Origin of the sequence: Legionella pneumophila subsp. fraseri (assembly GCF_000586315.1) — a bacterium.
Classification (GTDB): domain Bacteria; phylum Pseudomonadota; class Gammaproteobacteria; order Legionellales; family Legionellaceae; genus Legionella; species Legionella pneumophila_B.
Genome location: NZ_JFIM01000026.1, coordinates 1 through 18800, shown reverse-complemented (window position 1 = coordinate 18800; position 18800 = coordinate 1). Strand labels below are relative to the sequence as shown.

Below are 18800 nucleotides of genomic sequence, written 5' to 3'. Positions count from 1 at the left end.
AAATTGATTTGGAGTATTAATTGAATTTTATTATTCGGGTCGTTCTTTTGTTAACAGGCTTGGTTTCTTTAGCCTTTTCTGCGCCAAAGTTTCTAACGATCTCTGATATTCATTATGGTGCAGAAAATATAGCAAAGGATGGGCAGGATACTGGAAAGGAGTTTTTGGATGTCACCTTCAAACGATTTGAGGAGTTGTCTCAAAAGGTAGACTTTATTCTGCATTTAGGCGATCTGCCTACCCACTCGTTATTTTCAACATCTAAAAAAGAAGAGTATGAACAAGTTGTATTTCATGGTTTGTATGAAGCCAATCCGGATCAAAAGCCAATGTTTTATATTACAGGGAATAACGATTCCTTGCTTGGTAATTATCAGCCCTTTTCTTCAGACAATAAATCACCGCTCAATTTGGCTTCGGATTGGGCTGGTGCTTGCGCTCATTGTGATGGATTAATTATAGATGATACTCATATGTACAAGGATGGGTATTACTCCAGTTATGTCATCCCTGATAATAAAGATATTATTTTAATAGCACTTAATTCAGTTCAATGGACCAAAACTCCTGTTTTTTTACCAAAGTATCCTAACCAACAAAGGGATGCCTTTGTACAATTATTTTGGCTTGAGCAACAATTAAAAAATCATCGTGCAAAGCAATTGTTGTTGGCGATGCATGTTCCTCCTGGTACAGCCTATAATGGCAATCGGTTTTGGCATGACATTTATCTGGATAGATTTTTGACGTTATTAGACAAATATCATCGATCCTATGATCAAATCACCATACTGTTCTCACACTCTCATATGGAGGAATTCAGGAAAATCCAATTATCCGATGGCTCAACTATTTATGCGTTTTCAACTCCCGGAATTAGTAGGGCGCATCACAACAATCCCGGAATGAAAATTTTTGATTTAGACAAGCAAATGAGAGTCAGCAATTTTACTACTTATTATACGTCCGATTTGTATGAGTGGGGTAATGAGTATTATCAAGCCATGAATACTCCTGACGCCATTTTTCCAAATTGTCAAAATAAGACAATACCCCAGTGCCTGGACACCTTAAGCCCAGAGCAAGTGTGTAATAATTTGGAAGCAGGACTATTTTATGGGGTGAAAAGTACTCGTGTTCCCTATCAGGGATGCATTAAAACTTACCAGATCAATTAAGTTAGGATTTCTTTTATCAGGTAAGTTTAACGAGATGTTCCTTGCTGTCTTCAGGTTGTAAATACGCTGCTACTGCTTTTTGTAAGGCAGCAATATCATCCTCGCTTCTTGTCGTCGCCTTGTTTCTAAAGAAATCAATTATTGGATTTTGGTGAGTTTTTATTATTTTTGAATGGTCAGGGTTTAAGGTAAATGCAGAGATTAACCCATAGATGTTTTCTAGGTTTCCATGTTGGCATTTTATTTCAAAAATAAAATGCTTTAATAATTCACCTTTTTCACGTCGTTGAGCATCAGTGGATTGACACATCAATTGTGCTCTTGAATGGATAGCATTCAACAGCAATACAATATCTTCCGGAAGCTTCTTTACCGGTTTATCGGTTTTGACCATGGAGTCTGTTGTTTTTGCCAGAGCATCAGCAGTTTCTTTGTGCCTATGCTTTGCCTGAAGCGGTGGTTCAAATCGAAAAACTTTATCATAGTATTTCTCTTTGAAACGCTCAGCTAACCAGTCATGCATTGTTGCAGTCGGGTGAACATCATCCCAAAACATATATCCTTTGGCTGGTGAAATATGTTCTTTTTGATCGACAGGGTTTTTCTGATTTTCTTTAAAAAGATCCGATTCAACGTAGGGTGATTTTAACTTGTCTCTATCAAAGCCATATTGTTCGGGATTACTGTAAACTTCCTTAAATTGCCCATCAACATCAAAGACGGAGAGATTGACAGGAATTCCCAATTCTTTGTATTTGTTGATTAACTCAAGAGATTTCGCCTGCAGTTGCTGATTAAAATATTCAGAGCAATCTGATGCATTACGTTGTTCTTCTGCATTTTTTCTTTGAAATCTTGGAGTTAATGAGAGATTGGGCAAATTGAATAAAACAAAATTCCTGTACCCATTATGAATAAGCGCTTCAATATTTTGCATTCGGTCGTTAACGGCTTTCTCTGCAGCCGCACGAGAAGGCTTGTCATTAGCGGTGATCAAGTCGTTCGCGCCTGACCACTCCACAACTAATGTTTCAGATTTTTCAAGATTGGAAATATTGTATTTTTTATCATCAGCCAATAATTGAGTCCGTTTTCCTCCCAAAGTAGCGAGAATCAATCTTGTAAAAAACAGGACCAGGTTAAAGGTAAAGCTACAAGAGTAGTCATGAGAAGTTAATCCACCTTCGCAATAGAAGCGGGCAAATCTTTCCCCTTTAAACAGAATATGATTGTCTTCATTTAAGCTAAAAGAGTTTTCATTTTCTCTTCGTGCTTTATCGTTGATGAGTAATTCATCGCCTATATCCGCATTGTCTCTTGCATTATTATGCAATCTTAATTTTCTTCGGATATGTTCAATCTCAAATTGTTCCGCTGTAGTCGCGCCGACGTAGTCTCCCCAAAGAAAACCATTAGTGAATCGACCTTTTGGAGATTTGCTTCTTAATCCACTTAAATAACTCATGGGGATAAAGCCCAGCAGTTCCCGTTTATTAAGTGTTCCTCTATCGGATAAACTATCTCCTAATACTACAAGGTGTGTGATTTTAGTTGGTTTTTGGGTCATGATGTTTGTAAGAAAAATGAAATGATCATATTATACACAAAATGATTTTTAAATAATATATTTCATGCGGTTCTTCCGGGGAAATTTCTTATTCCAGATGACTTAAAATAGGTCAGGACTTACGAAAAACCCCAAGGTCGAGGCAAAAAATGTTTTTAATGAGGGAGTTTAGATAAACTAAATGACCGAATTAAAAACATTTTTTAACAAAGAGATGGGGGTTTTTCGTAAGTTCTGTAGGTGAATCAGGTTTGGCTGTGGTTGTTAGGAATCCTCTCATCTAGTCCACTTGCAAAGTGAACCAGGATGAGGGGAGTTTAGTTTAACCGATCATATTTATTTTATGATGGTGATTTGTTCAGGCTGTCATTGACTCTTCTTCTGATTCATTATCAGCAAGAGCACGGATACGTTGTGCTTCAATGGTTAAAACCTTGAAGTAATCATAGGACATGTAGAAATTACCCTTGTCTCCAAATTGCTCACCCCATGAGTTACGTAAAGTAAACAATCCTTTGTGTTCCCGACCATTGTCATCAACAGCGATGGCATTGTCATCGTATCCAGTGATAATCATTTCATGACCGCCAAAAAATGGGCGAAGATAAATATCACGAGCAATTTCAGGGGTCAGTACCCAGGTATCGAATTGTGTTTTATTCGTTCCCACAGCACCCATAACACCCAAATCAAAATCCAGCAATAATACAGCAAAAGTAACCCGATCTTTTTGATTTAAGGCGGTTTTTATGTCATTAATCGTTTTGTTGGTGTCTGTTCTGTCTAATACAGCTTGATAAACATCCAGGATCGGCGTGTAAATAACAGGATTAGTCTCAGGATCTTCACTCATTTCATGGAATTGCTCAAGCGACATGGCATGATCAGGGGTCGGTTGCTCGTTGTCTGGGTATTCAGTTAACCCACCACATCCCATGGTTTTTTGTTTTTCTTTGCTGACTATCCCAAAATTTTCCATTTGACTTAAGACTATACGCCCCAATGAGCCATCCCATCCACTTGGTGCATGCCCGTTTTTCTCCAGATACAGTCCGAGTTGTAATTGGCACAATTGACTGATGTAGTCACCTTTGTTTAAAGCAGCATCTAAGGCCGCAGTCGTTGCAAACGTGACGCAAGTTCCAAAGCTTCCCTGGTTCAGAACAGGCACATTATTCATACCTAATTCTACTTTGGGTGGGAGAGCTGTCGATGTGGCTATGGTATTTGGTTTTTTGAGTGTAATGTCTGTTTTTCTCGCAAGTGCCTTGATAGCAGAATTTGACAATTGCATTTTAAGCAGTTTGATTTGTTGTATGGCGGGTTTTGTATTGAGTGTTTTATTTTGCGGTGCTTTTAATGTCTGGTTTAATGTTCCTACTACTTTGATATCTTGAGCAAATAAATTGCCGCTCAATGCCAAAGTCAATAAAAGTAATTTTGCAACACGCATCTATCATTCTCCGTTAGTGATATGGACTTAAAATGGCTGGCAAGAATAACCTATGAGTAAATAATATTCAATATATATTTAATGCGATCATTAAAGAAAAAATAAGGCCATGATGGGTTTTAATTGTCTTTCAAGGGCTGGACTTAGCTGTCTCATCCAGGACATGAATAGGTGTATCAAAGTTAATTCTGATATTAACAATTTATTCGACTGGAAAATTGAAATAGGTGTCTGGATAAGGTTCATTTTTCAGGGTGAAATGCCACCATTCATAGTAATAAGGTCTAAAACCAAAGCGTTTCATGAGCTTTTGTAGTAATTCGCGATTGGCTTTCTGGTTTTTACTCAACTTGGAATAATCAATGTTGGCTGACACATCCAGACAATCAAAACGAGTTCCTGTATCGATCGAATCGTCATCAAGATAATCTGGCTTTTTATCGTAGCAACGTGTTAAAGGATGATTAGATTTTTTTTCTTGAGAGGCAGTTAGTTTCACCAGAGTTAAGTCAAGGGTACTGCCTCGCGTGTGGCCAGAGGTTAGAGCAATATAACCTCGGTTAAACAAATCCTGTTTCATTTCACGAGGATAAAATTCAGGTTTCATGCGCTTGTCTTTGGCATTGCGGCTCCACTTATAAAAATAATCAACAGCTTTTTGTGGTCTGTAGCAATCATATACTTTAAGCGTATACCCTTTGGTTTTGATGTATTCTTCCGCTTTTTTTAATTGTTGAGCGGTTTGTCTGGTGACTATGCATACCCCGCGTTTGTAACCTGGGATAGGATTTCCTATGAAATTGTTATTGGTAGCATATCTCATGTCTTCAATGATATCAGGCGCTACATCGTGTAAATAAACAAAGCCTTTGGGAAGAGAAAAACTGGCTGAGCTCATAAGATAAAGAAGTAGATAGGAGCTTATTTTTTTCATTATTGGATTGTTAAATTAATAACCCTTAGAAGTTTACTGGAGTGGGGGAGTGTTCGCTTTGCTTATCATCTACCACCTCTGTTGTTAAGTCAACTTTTGAAGTCATATCTTTTGGTTTTTCAATTTCCTGTTTTGGAGTAGATTTTCTTTCCAATACGGATTCTCGCGTTACTCCTAATTGTTGATGGAGTTTGGCATTCACTGTTAAATTATCCTTTAGTTCGGTTTTGTGTTCTTGTGAATTTTCTGATGCTGCTTTCATACCTTCGCGGACAATCGACTTAATCTTTCCTTCTTCTATCTTGTTATTAATGGCATCAATGGCAGTACCAAATAGATAAGTGGCCGCAAAAGTAACGCCAGCAACAATGGCAGCACCTGCGGCCACACCAATTCCCAATGCCGCCACAGCCAAACCTGCCGGGGGGAATAGCAAAGTAAGAGCGACTAATCCACCGGCCGCTAGCAACCCAAGCCCAAGACCTGCTTTAATTTTTGTGCCCAGATTTTTTGTAAAAGCGTTTTCTGGTCCCATTTCTTTTACTTTGGCAAAATTAGCGATCTTGCCGAAAAGGCCATTATCAGCGAAATTGGCTTTATCTTGAATTTCAAACTTTCCGCCGGAAACACCCGTATTGGCAGTATGATGAAGAGCCTGGATAGTAGTAAGCTCCCGATCAAGTTGCTCTACTTTACTGACCTCTTTACCATGTGTTCTTCGATGATCCAGAAATTCACCAGTGTATAACCCGTCCTCACTCATTGCTGTCCATAACGCGTTACCAACGATTTTTTTGCGCCAATCGTTGCCCACGGTCATTATTGCTCTTACACCCTTTCGTATTAGCATAATCCAGCTCGCCGGCGAGAGAAGCCATTAACGTTTGCAGCTTGAAATTATTTTTGCCATGATGCCAAGTGTTTTCATAATAGAGTTCTTGAGCTTGAATGAGGTAAGCGCATGAATTGTAAAAATGCTGCAGTCTGGATTTGGTCTCAGGATCTGTTTCTTTATTCTGGATAACAGGGCTTATTTGCTCTTTAAGTTCTTGTAAAGCCTTATTAATTTGTTCTTTGTTTTCGGTGTAATAAGCCTTTCTTAAGGCATCGATTTGATTATGCAGTTCATAAATTGCTGATTCTTGTTTTTTAATGCTTTTTTCGTAACCTTCAACCTGATTTTTCAATTGATCCAGTTTGGCTTGATCCCATTTCCCTTCGCCTTTCTGATATTCTTCGAAATAGCTGAATAATGCTTCTCGATAGGCTTCTTTCACCTCTTTTAAGGCATTTTCTTTCCTGGTGATTTGTTGATTCAGATTGCTGACGTCAGGGCCTTTTAATAACGCTTGTAATGCACCTGCTTTGTCGTAATCAGTCAGGCTTTGAGCCACTTTGTCTAAACTGGTGATGACGTCATCAGTCATTTGATTTACAAAACGGGCATTTTGATTTTTGGTGACACTATTGTCCGAGAGAGGATTGAGTGCTCCAACCTGTCTAAACCAATTCACCCCCCAGGAACTCATGCGTGCTTGATAACCAACCTCTGTTTCCACTTCGGTATTGGAACTGGTTTGAATGGTGATTTTTGCTTTGGAGCCATCAAAAGCATCCATCATTTGCCGTACGTATTCAAATTGCTCTTTTTGATTTTCAGCCGCTACCCTTTGCCCAGCCGTTACAACTTGTGTATAGCATTCCGTGACAGATAACGGATTATGCTCTACATACAGCTTTATCAGTTGTGCTCGAGCTTTCTCCTCATCAGGAGGAAGCACATCGGGGCGATACTCTTTGGGGATTTTATTCCAAAGGTCTTCATTGGTCATACGATCAATTTGACGCTGTGCCAGGGTTTGGATGACTTCTTCCTGGTTGATTAAAGTGACTGCTTTGATAGCCAGCTTTTTATAGTCATCAGCTCCCTTAAAATCAGAATAGGGCATGCGTGCGCCAGGACCAGAAAAGCTGTCATGGTGAATAGTAACGGTGCCATCAGAATGCCTTGTCCCTGCAATCATACGCGCCATACTGCTGTTGCCCAGGACCAGATCAGAGCGTTTATGGCTTGTAGTATCATGATCCCTGTTGACTTCAGATTCATCCTTGCCCATTAGTCTTTGTTGGCGTTTGGTGTACCTTCCACAAGGTATGTACATAATAAATTGTTCTTCGCCTTCTTTGGAATTAGGCGCTTTAAAGCGATGAATTAAGGTATCGCGATTATGACTGCGAATATTATGCCCTTCCTTATCCAGCGCTTTTAATTTATGTCCTGAGGCTTTTGCCACAGCCTGAGTGAATTGCTGTAAACTGCCTTCGACTTTGGCCAACTGTTCCAGAAAGTCTTTATTGGCAGAACTTTTTTTACTTGAAAACAAATCCGCTTTTGCTTTGTCGGAAGGAATGGTTTCTGAAATGGATTTTTTGAAAGTTTTTGCAATTTCATCAATGGCGCTCTTTCTCAAATCTTTCTCACCATTCTTATCTTTGTCTATCAGAGATTTGGCCGCAGCTACAAGATTGTCTATATAATTATTCGCCTCTTGAATCACATCAGGTTGTCCAGTAAGAACGTTACCCTTTTCATCGTATTGACTGCTCACTACCACGACTTGTTTCCCATCCAGCACCGGGTCTTTGAATACCCGCCTTTCGCCGGGATAACCATAAGCAAGATGCTGATTTTGAGAGGGAACTGGTTCCAGATCACTTAATAAATGGGTGACATAGGTTTCTATATTTTCAGTGATTCGTGGCATGGTTTATTCCATATCATAATGTTTATTTTATTATAGCTGGCAAACATTAACATAAGATTAATAGGCTTTTTCTGACACAAATTTAGCCCGAATAGAATGATTGTGTGTTGGGCTTCACTTAAAGACTGGACTGAAAAATAGAATTTAGTACTATTCTCAAAAAAAGTGAAGCCAGATAATTTCCTAGTAAAATTCAATAGTGGTGGTAGTCACATCCAAAGGCTCCGGATCATCAACATCTAAAATGACGGGTTCAACCACTGGAGCGGCAACTGTAACTTGCTGGTATTCAACTACTTCTGCTGTGGTACAGCAGCAACCTGCGGTTGTTAAAGTGATTACGATCAGCATTATCCATTTCATAGCGAAACCTCTCGTCATAACTTAAACAAATTGTAGATTATTTGTTCAGATATTGCCAATGTTTTATGGGTGTCTTTGAGTCATGTTCTGGAAAAAATGCAAATTCACTTGATATGGACAGGACTTACGATAAACCCCAAGGTCGAGGCAAAAAATGTTTTTAATAAGGGAGTTTAGATAGACTAAATGACCGAATTAAAAACATTTTTTAACAAAAAGATTGGGGTTTATCGTAAGTCCTTGATGGATTTATTCTTTGGATTTTTTTCCATCGATGTAATAAAGGAATGCCAAAATTTGGGCTACGGCAATATAAAGCGCTTTGGGTATTTCTTCATTGAGGCGAACTTGGGATAAGAGTGCTGTTAATTCGGGATTTTGTTCGAGAGGAATGCCATGTTCTTTGGCTGTATTGATAATTTGCTGAGCAAATAAACCTTCTCCTTTAGCGGTTACTTTGGGAGGAGAATTGCCATCATAGCGTAATGCAACAGCGACGGGTTTCTTTCTTTTCATATTTTTATATCCAATAAACGCAGGTTTGTGGCGTCGATATGATTTTCTTCCAACCCAACTTGCAGCTTCCATTCTCTTAAGTGAAGACCCGATTCATAGAGCGTTTCTTCCAAATCCTTATGGTAATCGTTGAGCAATTGCAGGGTTGAAGCTTGTTGAGTATTAACCTTGATATCAATGTTTTTAGCGTAAATGGATACCGTAGCTTGTATGCTTCCTAAATGGGATAAATTCAAAGCAAACGATACTGACCATTTGGACAATTGCATAGGTTCTGCCTTGTGTTGTTTGATCATAATAGGGATTACATCAATGCCATCGGGGGTTTTTAAAGGAAAATCAAGCATGATTAGATAGGCTTCTTGATTCTCCTGCGATAAATAATTAATTTGATTTGTTGTGATTCGCGCTAATGCCTGTGTTACTTGCTCACGTAAAATATGGTGTACCGCCTCTGTTGATAGTCCAATAAGATTCAATATTGTGTCTTTAGTCAGTGGCTGAGGGATTGCTCCTGGTAAAGGAAGGGGCGCTTGTTGAGGAAAACCAGATTCCAACTCGTTTGGCAGATGTATTGGCAGTTTAATATCTGTGCCTAAACTGTGTAATAGTTTAAAACACAACCCCTTAAAATCCGATTGTATTTCTTGCGGGGTTTTGTTTTTTAATAATTTGGATTCTAAAAACACACCGCTTTGACTAATCGCTTGCATAAGTTGATTAGGTAATTGAGTCAACACAGGGATATTGCCTAAAATTGTTTTCACAATCTGATTGATGGGAGCCGATAAATTATTTTCTGTCATCAATTGAGCCAATGTCTGTAAAAGATTGGTGGCTGGTGCTTGTTTTGGTAAATACTGAAGTAAGGCATTTCGTAATAGAGATGGAAGCGGTGTTTTTTGTTGCACTTCAAGGATGGTTTCGGGGTGGTTCGCTAAGACTTTTACTTCAAATAACTCTCCCGGTGTAAAATGATGAGATGCTTTTGCGTTGAGATTTTGCCCATTGATATTGATAAGAACCTGATCATTAGACAGTGTTGTGACAACAACCGTTTTCAGAATTTGTCCTACATAAAGTTCTGTCGCCGGTTTTGCTAATTTGATTTCTTGCCCAGGAGGGAATCTGACACTGGAGGTTTTGCTCATCTCGACCGACATACACCATCCTTATTATCAGTTAGACTGCTTTTTCTTATCGTCGTCCCCTGCTGGACTGTTTCGTAAGTTGTCTAATAAGTATATACTCATCGTCTTAATTATCGGCAGAATTATGAATTTCTTTATAGTTCGTTGGGAAAGGATACCAGGCATGGATATAAGAGTAATCATTACACAAAATGTAATTGAAATAGCCTTATTCATCTGGTCATTGCGCAATTTAAACAGGGTGTGGTGATGTTAGATAGAGCAAGTGTAGTGGATGAACAATTTCTGAAAAGAGTGTTGCAAGGGGATTTCCCACAATTAAGAAGCAGCATGAGCCCCGATACAGCAGAGTTGGACAAGAAAACTGCTATAGAATTTTTTGATTCACAAATTAAATCCCGACTTCTTGATATTATTGCAAGACAATTAAAGGAAAAATGCCTCTCTTTTTATACGATAGGAAGTAGTGGCCATGAAGGCAATGCGGTCTTGGGTCAGGTTTTTAGAGCAAGTGATATGGCGTTTTTGCACTATCGCAGCGGTGCCTTTTTTTTGCAACGGGCAAAGCAGTTACCTGGAATCGATGGAGTAAAGGATATTTTATTGTCATTAGTGGCTGCGGCAAGTGATCCTATCTCAGGAGGCAGACATAAAGTATTTGGCAGCGTCCCTTTAAATATCCCGCCTCAAACATCGACTATCGCATCTCATTTACCAAAAGCTTTAGGTGCTGCTTTATCAATTACCCGGGCGAGAGAGTTAGGATTGCCAAGTAAACTGGCGCCTGATTCCGTGATACTTTGTTCCTTTGGTGATGCTTCAACCAACCATGCAACGAGTCAAGCCACATTGAATGCTTGCTCTTGGATAACCCAGCAAAATTATCCGCTACCGATTGTGTTCATTTGTGAAGATAATGGGATTGGCATTTCAGTACCTACTCCATCCAGTTGGATTAAGTCATCCGTTTCTTCTCGTCCAGGAATACATTACATTGAGTGTGATGGATTAAACATTGCGGATGTTTTTGCCAAAGCGCAGGAAGCGGACTATTTGGCAAGAGCAAAAAAACAACCTGTGTTCTTGCACATGCGTTGTGTCCGTTTGTTGGGCCATGCCGGTTCTGATATTGAATCGCAATACAATACCCAGGAAGAAATTGAGCAACGAGAAGCACAGGACCCTTTATTGCATACCGCAGGTATTTTGTACAGAGAGGGTTGGATGAGTTTACAGGCAATGGTTGAGCTTTATCAGGACAACCGAGCTTTAATTGAAGCCAAGGCGCTCGAGGCAATAAGAGAACCGAGAATGAGTTGTGCTGAAGAAATAATGGCTTCTATTGTTCCACGCATTGAGAAAAAGCAAAAATACCCATTGCCGGATGATAATAGACGGTCGCAAGTATTTGCTGGAGCTTATAATCAACTTGCCTTAAAACGTAATTTATGCCAGCAGATCAATTTCGCTTTGACTGATCTGATGATGCAGTATCCTAATATGTTGATTTTTGGAGAAGACGTAGGAAAGAAAGGCGGAGTTTATCGAGTTACTGCTGATTTACAGGCTCGTTTTGGACAACGCAGGGTTTTTGATACTCTTCTCGATGAAACAACCATTATAGGTACCGCTATTGGTTTGGCGCATAATGGTTTTATTCCTGTTCCGGAGATTCAGTTTTTAGCTTATCTGCATAATGCCGAAGATCAATTACGTGGAGAAGCATCCACGTTATCTTTTTTTTCAAGTGGCCAATATCAAAACCCTATGGTACTTCGAATCGCCTCTCTTGCTTATCAGAAGGGATTTGGCGGTCATTTTCATAACGATAATTCGATAGCCGTTTTACGCGATTTGCCAGGGGTTATAGTGGCTTGTCCTTCGAATGGCCCGGATGCTGCAAAAATGCTGAGAACTTGTATGCGCCTTGCCTATGAGGAAGGACGGGTTGTGGTGTTTTTAGAACCCATTGCTTTGTATATGACCAAGGATCTGTATAGCCCGGGAGATAATGGGTGGTTATTTGAATACCCATCACCTGATGAAATGATTCCTCAAGGAGAGGTTGGGGTATACGGGGAGGGTGATACCGTTATTCTAACGTATGCCAATGGCTATTATTTATCTCGCCAGGCGGAAAAGGTTTTGCGAGAAGTACATAATATTTTTGTAAAGATCGTTGATTTGCGCTGGCTTAGCCCCTTGCCAAAAGACGCCATTTTAAAAGAAATTGCCAAGGCAAAACGTATTTTAATTGTCGATGAGGGTAGACAAAGTGGTTCAATTAGTGAAGGATTAATGACATTATTGATGGAAGAGGCTTCGCCACGTTTAAAAATCAAGCGGATTACGGGCAAAGATTGCTTCATTCCATTAGGAACTGCTTGGCAGTATCTATTGCCAAGTCAGGAAAATATTATAGACGCGGTAATCGCATTACAGTCAGATAAAAGGGAGAAGGAAAGTGGACGACTTGTTGTTTCTTGATGAACAATTACATGATGACGAGCGCATGATACGAGATAGTGTATCTCGTTTTGTTAGCAATGACGTAATACCTTTGATGGCTGAATCTTATGAGCACGCCCATTTTCCAAAAGAGTTGATAAAAAAATCTGCTGATCTGGGTTTGTTGGGCTTAACTTTACCTGCAGAATACGGTGGTGCGGAAGCTTCTTATGTTGCTTATGGTTTAGTCTGCCAGGAATTGGAGCGAGGTGATAGCGGTTTGCGCAGTTTTGTTTCTGTGCAAAGTTCTTTGTGTATGTATCCTATTTTTAAATTTGGCAGTGAAGAGCAAAAAAAACGCTACCTGCCAGAGATGGCCGCAGGGAATATTATAGGTTGTTTTGGATTAACTGAGCCAGACTCAGGGTCTGATCCGGCCAGTATGCGCACTCATGCCAAAAAAGTTGAGGGTGGCTGGGTTTTGAATGGTGCTAAAATGTGGATCACCAATGCGCCTATCGCAGACATAGCAATAGTGTGGGCAAAAACAGAAGCAGGAATTCGTGGTTTTATTGTCGATACAAAATCTGAAGGCATGAGTTGTCCTGAAATTAAGTTAAAAATGTCTTTGCGAGCGTCCATTACAGGGGAGCTGGTTTTTGATAATGTTTTTGTTCCAGACGAGAATTTATTGCCGAAAAGTGAAAAGGGTCTTGGAGCTGCGTTAAGTTGCTTGAGTCAGGCGCGTTATGGTATCGCTTGGGGCGCAATGGGTGCTGCCATGGCGTGCTTTGATATCGCGCGGGATTATTTGTTAGAACGCAAGCAATTTGCCAAACCTTTGGCCTCGTTTCAGTTGATTCAAAAAGATTTGGCTGATATGTATACAGAAATTATTAAAGCACAATGCCTTAATTTGCAGATTGGGCGTTTAAAGGATCAGCACCGTGAGACACCCACTATGATTTCTCTGGCTAAGGGGAATGCTTGCCGTGAAGCATTGAAAATTGCGAGAAAATGTAGGAATCTAATGGGCGGGAATGGAATTAGTCTTGAGTATCATGTCATTCGGCATATGCTGAATCTGGAGTCGGTCTTCACTTATGAAGGTACCGATAATGTGCATACTTTGGTCTTGGGAAGACATATAACGGGAATTAATGCTTTTGGTTAAGGATTTTTCTGCTTTTATCGAGTTAGTTCTGAATACCACAAGATAACTATTCTTAATCCGTAATGATTACGGTTCAAGTTCCTTTTTCTTATGGAAAGAGGAACCGCTTAAGCCTTTTTGATTTCAGAGTTGAGCGATTGCTCGCCAGATTATGGTGCTGAATTAGGAAGGTATGGTCTTGGCATGGGTTATTTTATGGATATTCGATGTAAAACGGTTTTATACAAACAATTACAGGAGTTTAATATGATTAACATGAAGTTAAAAGCAACTTTGATAGCCTGTTTGTCCGTTCTAACTTTAAGCAGTTATGCGAATTCATCAGAAAATAAAGAAACCATTTTACAACAGTGTCATGACTTGGCTTCAACAGTAGCCTCTTTGGTTTCCAGCCAGGCTAAAAAAACCTGTGCGGAAAAATTGGTTATTGCTTCAATACACATTGATACAGCGGCGGACTGGGTTGTAGAAGATGTTTATTCTGCAGCAAAGCAAGAACTGGATAATGCCATTTATTCTTTGCAATACGCTGAATTGAATAGTTGTAATCGCTATATTCAGATATCTCATTCCAAATTGGAAGCACAAAGAATAAAAAGCCTATTGTAGAAAATAATTATATTTTTTCAAAAGCAGTCTCTTTGCTTTAAGAGCAATGAGACTTTACGCCCCAATTTAGTCTGCCTTAAAATTCTATATCACCGGATTGTTTTTTGTACCTTGTAAACCGCTCCTTGCCAAAGTTCCGCTCTTATCTTTCTATCCCTGCTACACTTAAATATAGAGAAGATTATATTTAAGGGCAGCCATATGATTGAGTTAGAACCAGAACCAGACACTGTCCTGGATCCCAAAGACATCTTAACCGAGGAAATGAAGTTGGAAGGGTCAGATAATGATATGGATCATAATCAATTCACCCGTGGTGATGAAGTGGATTTAGTCGGTGATGGTGTTCCTGGATATGAAACAACAGGACAAGATGGAACAGATGATGAAATTGAAGAGCAAAGAGAAGCTCGCTATACTCCTACCTTGAACCCTAATCCCAAAAATGTGCCTTGATCTCCGTAACGAGGTTCAAGGTGTAGTTTATTGTAAATTTTTTGCAAAATTCACCAAGGCGCAAAGAGAAACATTCATTTTAAATTATTATATGTCTGTTAGTAATTCCAAGGTTTAAAATAATGGTTTTGGCAAAGAAAAGAGAAGAAACGAAAAAAGATGAACGTGTACGTGCAATTGAAAATAATCCCTGTAGTATTTGTCGTTCATTAGGGTTACCTTTTTGTCGTGGTCATGGCGGTGGTTCTGGGGGTGGTGGATCAGACAGCGCTTCTGACGACAAATTAGAGGGTAATGATCATCAGTTGCTCGCACCAAAGGATCCTGCAAATGTTCCAAGCATAGATCAACTACTATTGCATAGCGGCCTATGGCATTTACCAGAGGATGCTGATTTTGTTTTTGAATTTAAAGACCCTCTTGCTTTAGTCAATATGACTCTGAACATGGAGCTTGGTTTCTTGGTATTGCAGGGCAAACGCGAGCTAAGCAATGAAGAACAGAAGGCTCTGGATGAGTTGTTTGATACGATTAAACAGGAATTTAATCTTTTTAAAAATTCAATAAAAGACCCACAATTTCCTCTGGAAACAATGACGCTCGCCAGAGAGGGTAATAGTTTGACGATAAAGATACCCAGCCCTAAATATTATGATTTGTTTGTGCAACAATTGATGGATAAAAATTTGTTACCCGGCAACGCACCAGTTTTGCAACACCAAAACCAATCAGTAAAACATCCGGAAAAATTGGGAGCGGTAATGGAAAAAGATTCGGCAAGTGAAGAATATAAATCATCCCTGCCAAATCCATTTGATATTAGCCGAGGCCCTAAATTACCTGATTGGGTATAATTCTTCTCAGGTAAGGATGAGCGGTAAAACCCCTCCTTCCATGCTATTCTTAATTAACGAGAGTTATGGATAAGGATTATATAAGAAGCAGTCGATATCCAGGAGCCGTTCAGGCTGAGGGATGCATAAGCATCGTCTCGAAGCCTTGGCACGAAACATTAAATTCCATACAAGGCTTCGAGACAGCATTAATGCTTCCTCAGCCCGAACGATTGGAGATAACGCCCTATCTTATCCATAACTCACGTTAATCAAAGAGATCAAAATGGCCCTGAAATTTTTCCAATGATACGGATGACATAATATGACGGCACCCGAAATTACCTTATCCAGAGTGTACTCTCCACCGGAACACAAAGAAGGGCTATGGATACTTGTAGACCGATTATGGCCTCGGGGAATAAAAAAAGACAGTATTCCTTTGGATATGTGGCTGAAAGACATAGCCCCAAGCCCGTCTCTGAGAAAATGGTTTCATCAAGACCGTGAGCATTGGCCCGAGTTTGCAAAGCGGTACGCTCAGGAGTTAAAAGAAAAACCCGAATTGATTGAACACATTTTGGCGTTAGCAAACACCTCACCAATCACCTTATTTTATGCAGCAAAGGATCTTCAACAAAATCATGCCCTGGTACTTCAGAAAGTTCTAAAGTCATGGCCAAAAATGCCAGAAATCAAGTAGAGCCTATCGCAGGAAAATAAAACTCAGACAAGCCAGGAACTTATACTTCACTCATGATAGTAAACCATAACCCTTGTTATTTTAGCCTTATTTAGATATCATGCCTAACCAATCGGGGCGTAGCGCAGCCTGGTAGCGCACTAGCATGGGGTGCTAGTGGTCGAAGGTTCAAATCCTTCCGTCCCGACCAAGCCCAGTAAGAGTTATAACGAACCCACGTCCCCTAATATAAATTCTTGGCTACACTTCTGGCTACACTTTTCGAAATTTAGATATCCAACTCGGGCTCGTTAAGCAAATGAGGATAAATTGGGTCTTTCCAGGAACAAGAAGCGCCAGTTGTATTCTTAAGCATGTGTGCACGCAGTGCTATTTTGCCAATTAGTGAAAGACTGACACTTTGTTTGATTACAATACAAACAAATTATGAAATAATCATTTTGTGGTTTTGTATGGATCATAGTGTAAAAAATGTCGCCTCAACTTAATTGCCTTGATGAGATAATAAATCTATAATCGGAATCTGTTATACAAGGTAATTAATAAGGAGAAGTTATGAAAGTATATTATTCTAATAGAATTGATGCCGATGAAGATAAGGACGAATATATGCCTTGGTAATCAGTGGAGATATAAGTATCTCCTTTGATGGTTTTATATTGATATGAAATTAGTTTTAAACAATGATGTTTTTGCAGTAATTGATGACTTCTTAGAGCTATCAGCTTTTGAAAAAATTTGGAATTTTATTCAAACTGAAAAATTCAAGTTTGTTCATTCTTCTAGATGGGTAAATGCTTTTAGTCTTGAGGATGGTTCCCCTTTATGGGGTGGTGTTACTATTTCTCACCCTAGACCTGATCCTTGTACTACGGAGCAAATTTACCCCACAAATACAACAATTGATTTATTTATACAGGAACTAATTACAACCTCTGTCGAGTTTTCTCATTTAATAGGTTTTAAAGATAGAGATTGGGATTTCTTCTATGCTAGACCCTACCTTTACCCAAGAGGCTCGGGGCTTTCTTGGCATACTGACGGAAAATTCAAAATTTCAGGCGCCTTTGTATATTACTGCCATCCTGCCTGGGATATGAGTTGGGGAGCTGAATTATTAATTAATCCTACACCCCAGCTAAATTTTGAATACCCTGAAGTGACGTTAATTAATAATAAGAAGAAAAAAGTAGGGTTCCATCTCAATAGCACTGAGTTGAATAACTATGTTGGCGATGGAATAGGCTATTATATCGTACCAAAACCTAATAGGTTGGTTATTTTTAAAAATAATATTTTGCATTGTATAAAAAAAGTAGAAAATGCAGCAGGAAATCATGTAAGGGCATCGATAACTGGTTTTTTTATGAGTAATGACAGAATAGATGAAGCGAAAGAAACTGAAAAAGAACATTCAATCTTATAATTATTAATTTAGTCCCGCCAAATTATAGATAACTCCCAATCTTAATCTACTTGGAATTAAAAATGAATTTAGTGCACGATATCCTACCTACACAGGCTCAAGAAAAAGTAAATTTTGTTATTTTGATACCCAATACTGATGGAGTTAGTTTATATAACTTTATACTTAGGGAAGAAGATGTTCCTTATAATGAACTACCAAGTCATTATCAATTTAAAAAGTGGTCTGCTTGGTGTTCTGCTCATTTTTCCTCTTATTACTTTTTCGTTAAATATAAAAATGCTCTCTTAAGATGCAAGCAATTTTTGTATGACTTTGGTGCTTTATCAACATTAGATCAAGCAGCTTTATACGATCATTGGGTTTGGGAAATGAGGCCTCACGTCTATAACGAGGAGAATATTTGTTGGATTGGTTATGATTATTCAAAATCAAAAACGTTAAGTTTTTTTTCCTATGGGACTAATATTGAACTACGTCTACTTGAAGGTAATTTGAAAGATGAAGAGCTTATAGATCTTTGTAAATTATTTTCTCCAATTTCGTCGACAAATGAAATCTTAAAAAAGAATTTTTTTGAACTATCCTATTGGTCACGTTATAGCAACTGCATAGAAAATGCTTGCATTAATAGAAATGAATATAAACCACCTTCAAGTTTATGGAATTTAAGATGGCCGCTGCATAATATCCTTAGAGGAAGCAAATCGGATCACAATCTAGGGTATTTAAACCATCTTAACTTAGACTTTATTCCGGATAGTCAAATTATTTATGGTAATAAAGATCAAATAGAAGAAACTCAACTTGTCATGTTTCCTCAGAATGGAAAGAAAAATCAAATTGCATGGTTTCGTGTTTTCAATAAAGCTTCATTTCCAATAAAGAAACCAGCACTTTCTAGATTGCCTACTATGAATTCATTTAGTGGATATAGTAATTTTAATTTAACTGTCCTAAACTCGAAGAGTAGTTGGATTTCGAGCAATATTTATATTGCAAGTTTTAATAATTGTTTTGGGCCACATGATGCTCTTTGGTGGGATAATGAAAATGCTTATCTACTACAGCTAAGTGCTAGTGCATATAATTCTATAGAGTATTTTAAGGGAGTTTTTTGTCAACTTATGGATGACAAATGATTGTTTTACGGATAAGAAACGACAAGTTTAAATTAATGGTTGCGTATTCCGGAGGACTTGATCACTAATTCCGTTAGGCATT

At 38.8% G+C, this 18800-nt stretch carries 15 protein-coding genes, 1 tRNA gene and 1 pseudogene; 10 read left to right on the top strand and 7 right to left on the bottom strand.

What is annotated here, in order from left to right:
- The first annotated feature begins 20 nt into the window (after positions 1-20).
- Positions 21-1178, top strand: a complete 1158-nt coding sequence (gene legS1 / locus CC34_RS0107175; RefSeq protein WP_027229126.1) for a Dot/Icm T4SS effector LegS1 — start codon at positions 21-23, stop codon at positions 1176-1178.
- Between the two features lie 16 nt (positions 1179-1194).
- Here the strand turns inward: legS1 and plaD are convergent, their stop codons facing one another.
- The 7 genes and pseudogenes from plaD to fliK all read right to left on the bottom strand — a co-directional run bounded on the left by plaD (position 1195) and on the right by fliK (position 9939).
- Positions 1195-2745 carry a GDSL family phospholipase PlaD gene (plaD, locus tag CC34_RS0107170; RefSeq protein ID WP_028379319.1) on the bottom strand — a complete coding sequence of 517 codons (1551 nt, stop codon included), beginning with the start codon at positions 2743-2745 and terminating at the stop codon, positions 1195-1197.
- Positions 2746-3103: 358 nt separating this feature from the next.
- Positions 3104-4198: a C1 family peptidase gene (locus CC34_RS0107165; protein WP_027229128.1), complete on the bottom strand. Its 1095-nt coding sequence runs from the start codon at positions 4196-4198 to the stop codon at positions 3104-3106.
- Positions 4199-4400: 202 nt separating this feature from the next.
- Positions 4401-5132, bottom strand: a complete 732-nt coding sequence (locus tag CC34_RS0107160) for a M15 family metallopeptidase (RefSeq protein ID WP_027229129.1) — start codon at positions 5130-5132, stop codon at positions 4401-4403.
- Between the two features lie 25 nt (positions 5133-5157).
- Positions 5158-7897: pseudogene (gene sidF / locus CC34_RS01000000116225) on the bottom strand (Dot/Icm T4SS effector PI phosphatase SidF).
- Positions 7898-8080: 183 nt separating this feature from the next.
- On the bottom strand, positions 8081-8260 hold the full coding sequence (locus tag CC34_RS0107150; RefSeq protein ID WP_027229131.1) for a hypothetical protein: 180 nt from the start codon (positions 8258-8260) through the stop codon (positions 8081-8083).
- A 249-nt stretch (positions 8261-8509) separates the two neighbouring features.
- Positions 8510-8776, bottom strand: coding sequence for an EscU/YscU/HrcU family type III secretion system export apparatus switch protein (locus CC34_RS0107145; RefSeq protein ID WP_027229132.1), 267 nt, complete (start codon positions 8774-8776; stop codon positions 8510-8512).
- Positions 8773-9939, bottom strand: coding sequence for a flagellar hook-length control protein FliK (gene fliK / locus CC34_RS0107140; protein WP_028379318.1), 1167 nt, complete (start codon positions 9937-9939; stop codon positions 8773-8775). Before fliK ends, CC34_RS0107145 begins: the two co-directional genes overlap by 4 nt.
- Positions 9940-10176: 237 nt before the next feature.
- On the opposite strand from fliK, the gene CC34_RS0107135 reads away from it, so the two are divergent.
- From CC34_RS0107135 to CC34_RS0107095, 9 genes are all read left to right on the top strand, one after another.
- Positions 10177-12414, top strand: a complete 2238-nt coding sequence (locus CC34_RS0107135) for a dehydrogenase E1 component subunit alpha/beta (RefSeq protein WP_028379317.1) — start codon at positions 10177-10179, stop codon at positions 12412-12414.
- Positions 12392-13549, top strand: a complete 1158-nt coding sequence (locus CC34_RS0107130) for an acyl-CoA dehydrogenase family protein (RefSeq protein ID WP_027229135.1) — start codon at positions 12392-12394, stop codon at positions 13547-13549. The genes CC34_RS0107135 and CC34_RS0107130 overlap by 23 nt, the downstream gene beginning before the upstream one ends.
- Before the next feature lie 195 nt (positions 13550-13744).
- Positions 13745-14158, top strand: coding sequence for a hypothetical protein (locus CC34_RS0107125; protein ID WP_050598203.1), 414 nt, complete (start codon positions 13745-13747; stop codon positions 14156-14158).
- 201 nt (positions 14159-14359) lie between these two features.
- Positions 14360-14614 carry a hypothetical protein gene (locus tag CC34_RS0107120; RefSeq protein ID WP_010948278.1) on the top strand — a complete coding sequence of 85 codons (255 nt, stop codon included), beginning with the start codon at positions 14360-14362 and terminating at the stop codon, positions 14612-14614.
- A 95-nt stretch (positions 14615-14709) separates the two neighbouring features.
- The gene (locus CC34_RS0107115; protein WP_080274146.1) at positions 14710-15468 is read left to right on the top strand and encodes a hypothetical protein; all 759 of its coding nucleotides are present in this window, start codon (positions 14710-14712) and stop codon (positions 15466-15468) included.
- A gap of 304 nt (positions 15469-15772) precedes the next feature.
- On the top strand, positions 15773-16150 hold the full coding sequence (locus CC34_RS0107110; protein WP_028379314.1) for a DUF488 domain-containing protein: 378 nt from the start codon (positions 15773-15775) through the stop codon (positions 16148-16150).
- Between the two features lie 113 nt (positions 16151-16263).
- Positions 16264-16340, top strand: a tRNA-Pro gene (locus tag CC34_RS0107105).
- Between the two features lie 474 nt (positions 16341-16814).
- Positions 16815-17576, top strand: coding sequence for a 2OG-Fe(II) oxygenase (locus tag CC34_RS0107100; protein WP_028379313.1), 762 nt, complete (start codon positions 16815-16817; stop codon positions 17574-17576).
- A gap of 62 nt (positions 17577-17638) precedes the next feature.
- Positions 17639-18718, top strand: coding sequence for a hypothetical protein (locus tag CC34_RS0107095; protein WP_028379312.1), 1080 nt, complete (start codon positions 17639-17641; stop codon positions 18716-18718).
- Positions 18719-18800 lie beyond the last annotated feature (82 nt).

What these genes read in the sequence shown, in the direction of transcription:
- CC34_RS0107100 (WP_028379313.1), top strand. Translation starts at nt 16,815, where the DNA reads ATGAAATTAGTTTTAAACAATGATGTTTTTGCAGTAATTGATGACTTC.
- CC34_RS0107135 (WP_028379317.1), top strand. Translation starts at nt 10,177, where the DNA reads ATGTTAGATAGAGCAAGTGTAGTGGATGAACAATTTCTGAAAAGAGTG.
- fliK (WP_028379318.1), bottom strand. Translation starts at nt 9,939, where the DNA reads ATGTCGGTCGAGATGAGCAAAACCTCCAGTGTCAGATTCCCTCCTGGG.
- CC34_RS0107125 (WP_050598203.1), top strand. Translation starts at nt 13,745, where the DNA reads ATGGATATTCGATGTAAAACGGTTTTATACAAACAATTACAGGAGTTT.
- CC34_RS0107095 (WP_028379312.1), top strand. Translation starts at nt 17,639, where the DNA reads ATGAATTTAGTGCACGATATCCTACCTACACAGGCTCAAGAAAAAGTA.
- CC34_RS0107110 (WP_028379314.1), top strand. Translation starts at nt 15,773, where the DNA reads ATGACGGCACCCGAAATTACCTTATCCAGAGTGTACTCTCCACCGGAA.
- CC34_RS0107145 (WP_027229132.1), bottom strand. Translation starts at nt 8,776, where the DNA reads ATGAAAAGAAAGAAACCCGTCGCTGTTGCATTACGCTATGATGGCAAT.
- CC34_RS0107160 (WP_027229129.1), bottom strand. Translation starts at nt 5,132, where the DNA reads ATGAAAAAAATAAGCTCCTATCTACTTCTTTATCTTATGAGCTCAGCC.
- CC34_RS0107165 (WP_027229128.1), bottom strand. Translation starts at nt 4,198, where the DNA reads ATGCGTGTTGCAAAATTACTTTTATTGACTTTGGCATTGAGCGGCAAT.
- CC34_RS0107150 (WP_027229131.1), bottom strand. Translation starts at nt 8,260, where the DNA reads ATGAAATGGATAATGCTGATCGTAATCACTTTAACAACCGCAGGTTGC.
- CC34_RS0107120 (WP_010948278.1), top strand. Translation starts at nt 14,360, where the DNA reads ATGATTGAGTTAGAACCAGAACCAGACACTGTCCTGGATCCCAAAGAC.
- plaD (WP_028379319.1), bottom strand. Translation starts at nt 2,745, where the DNA reads ATGACCCAAAAACCAACTAAAATCACACACCTTGTAGTATTAGGAGAT.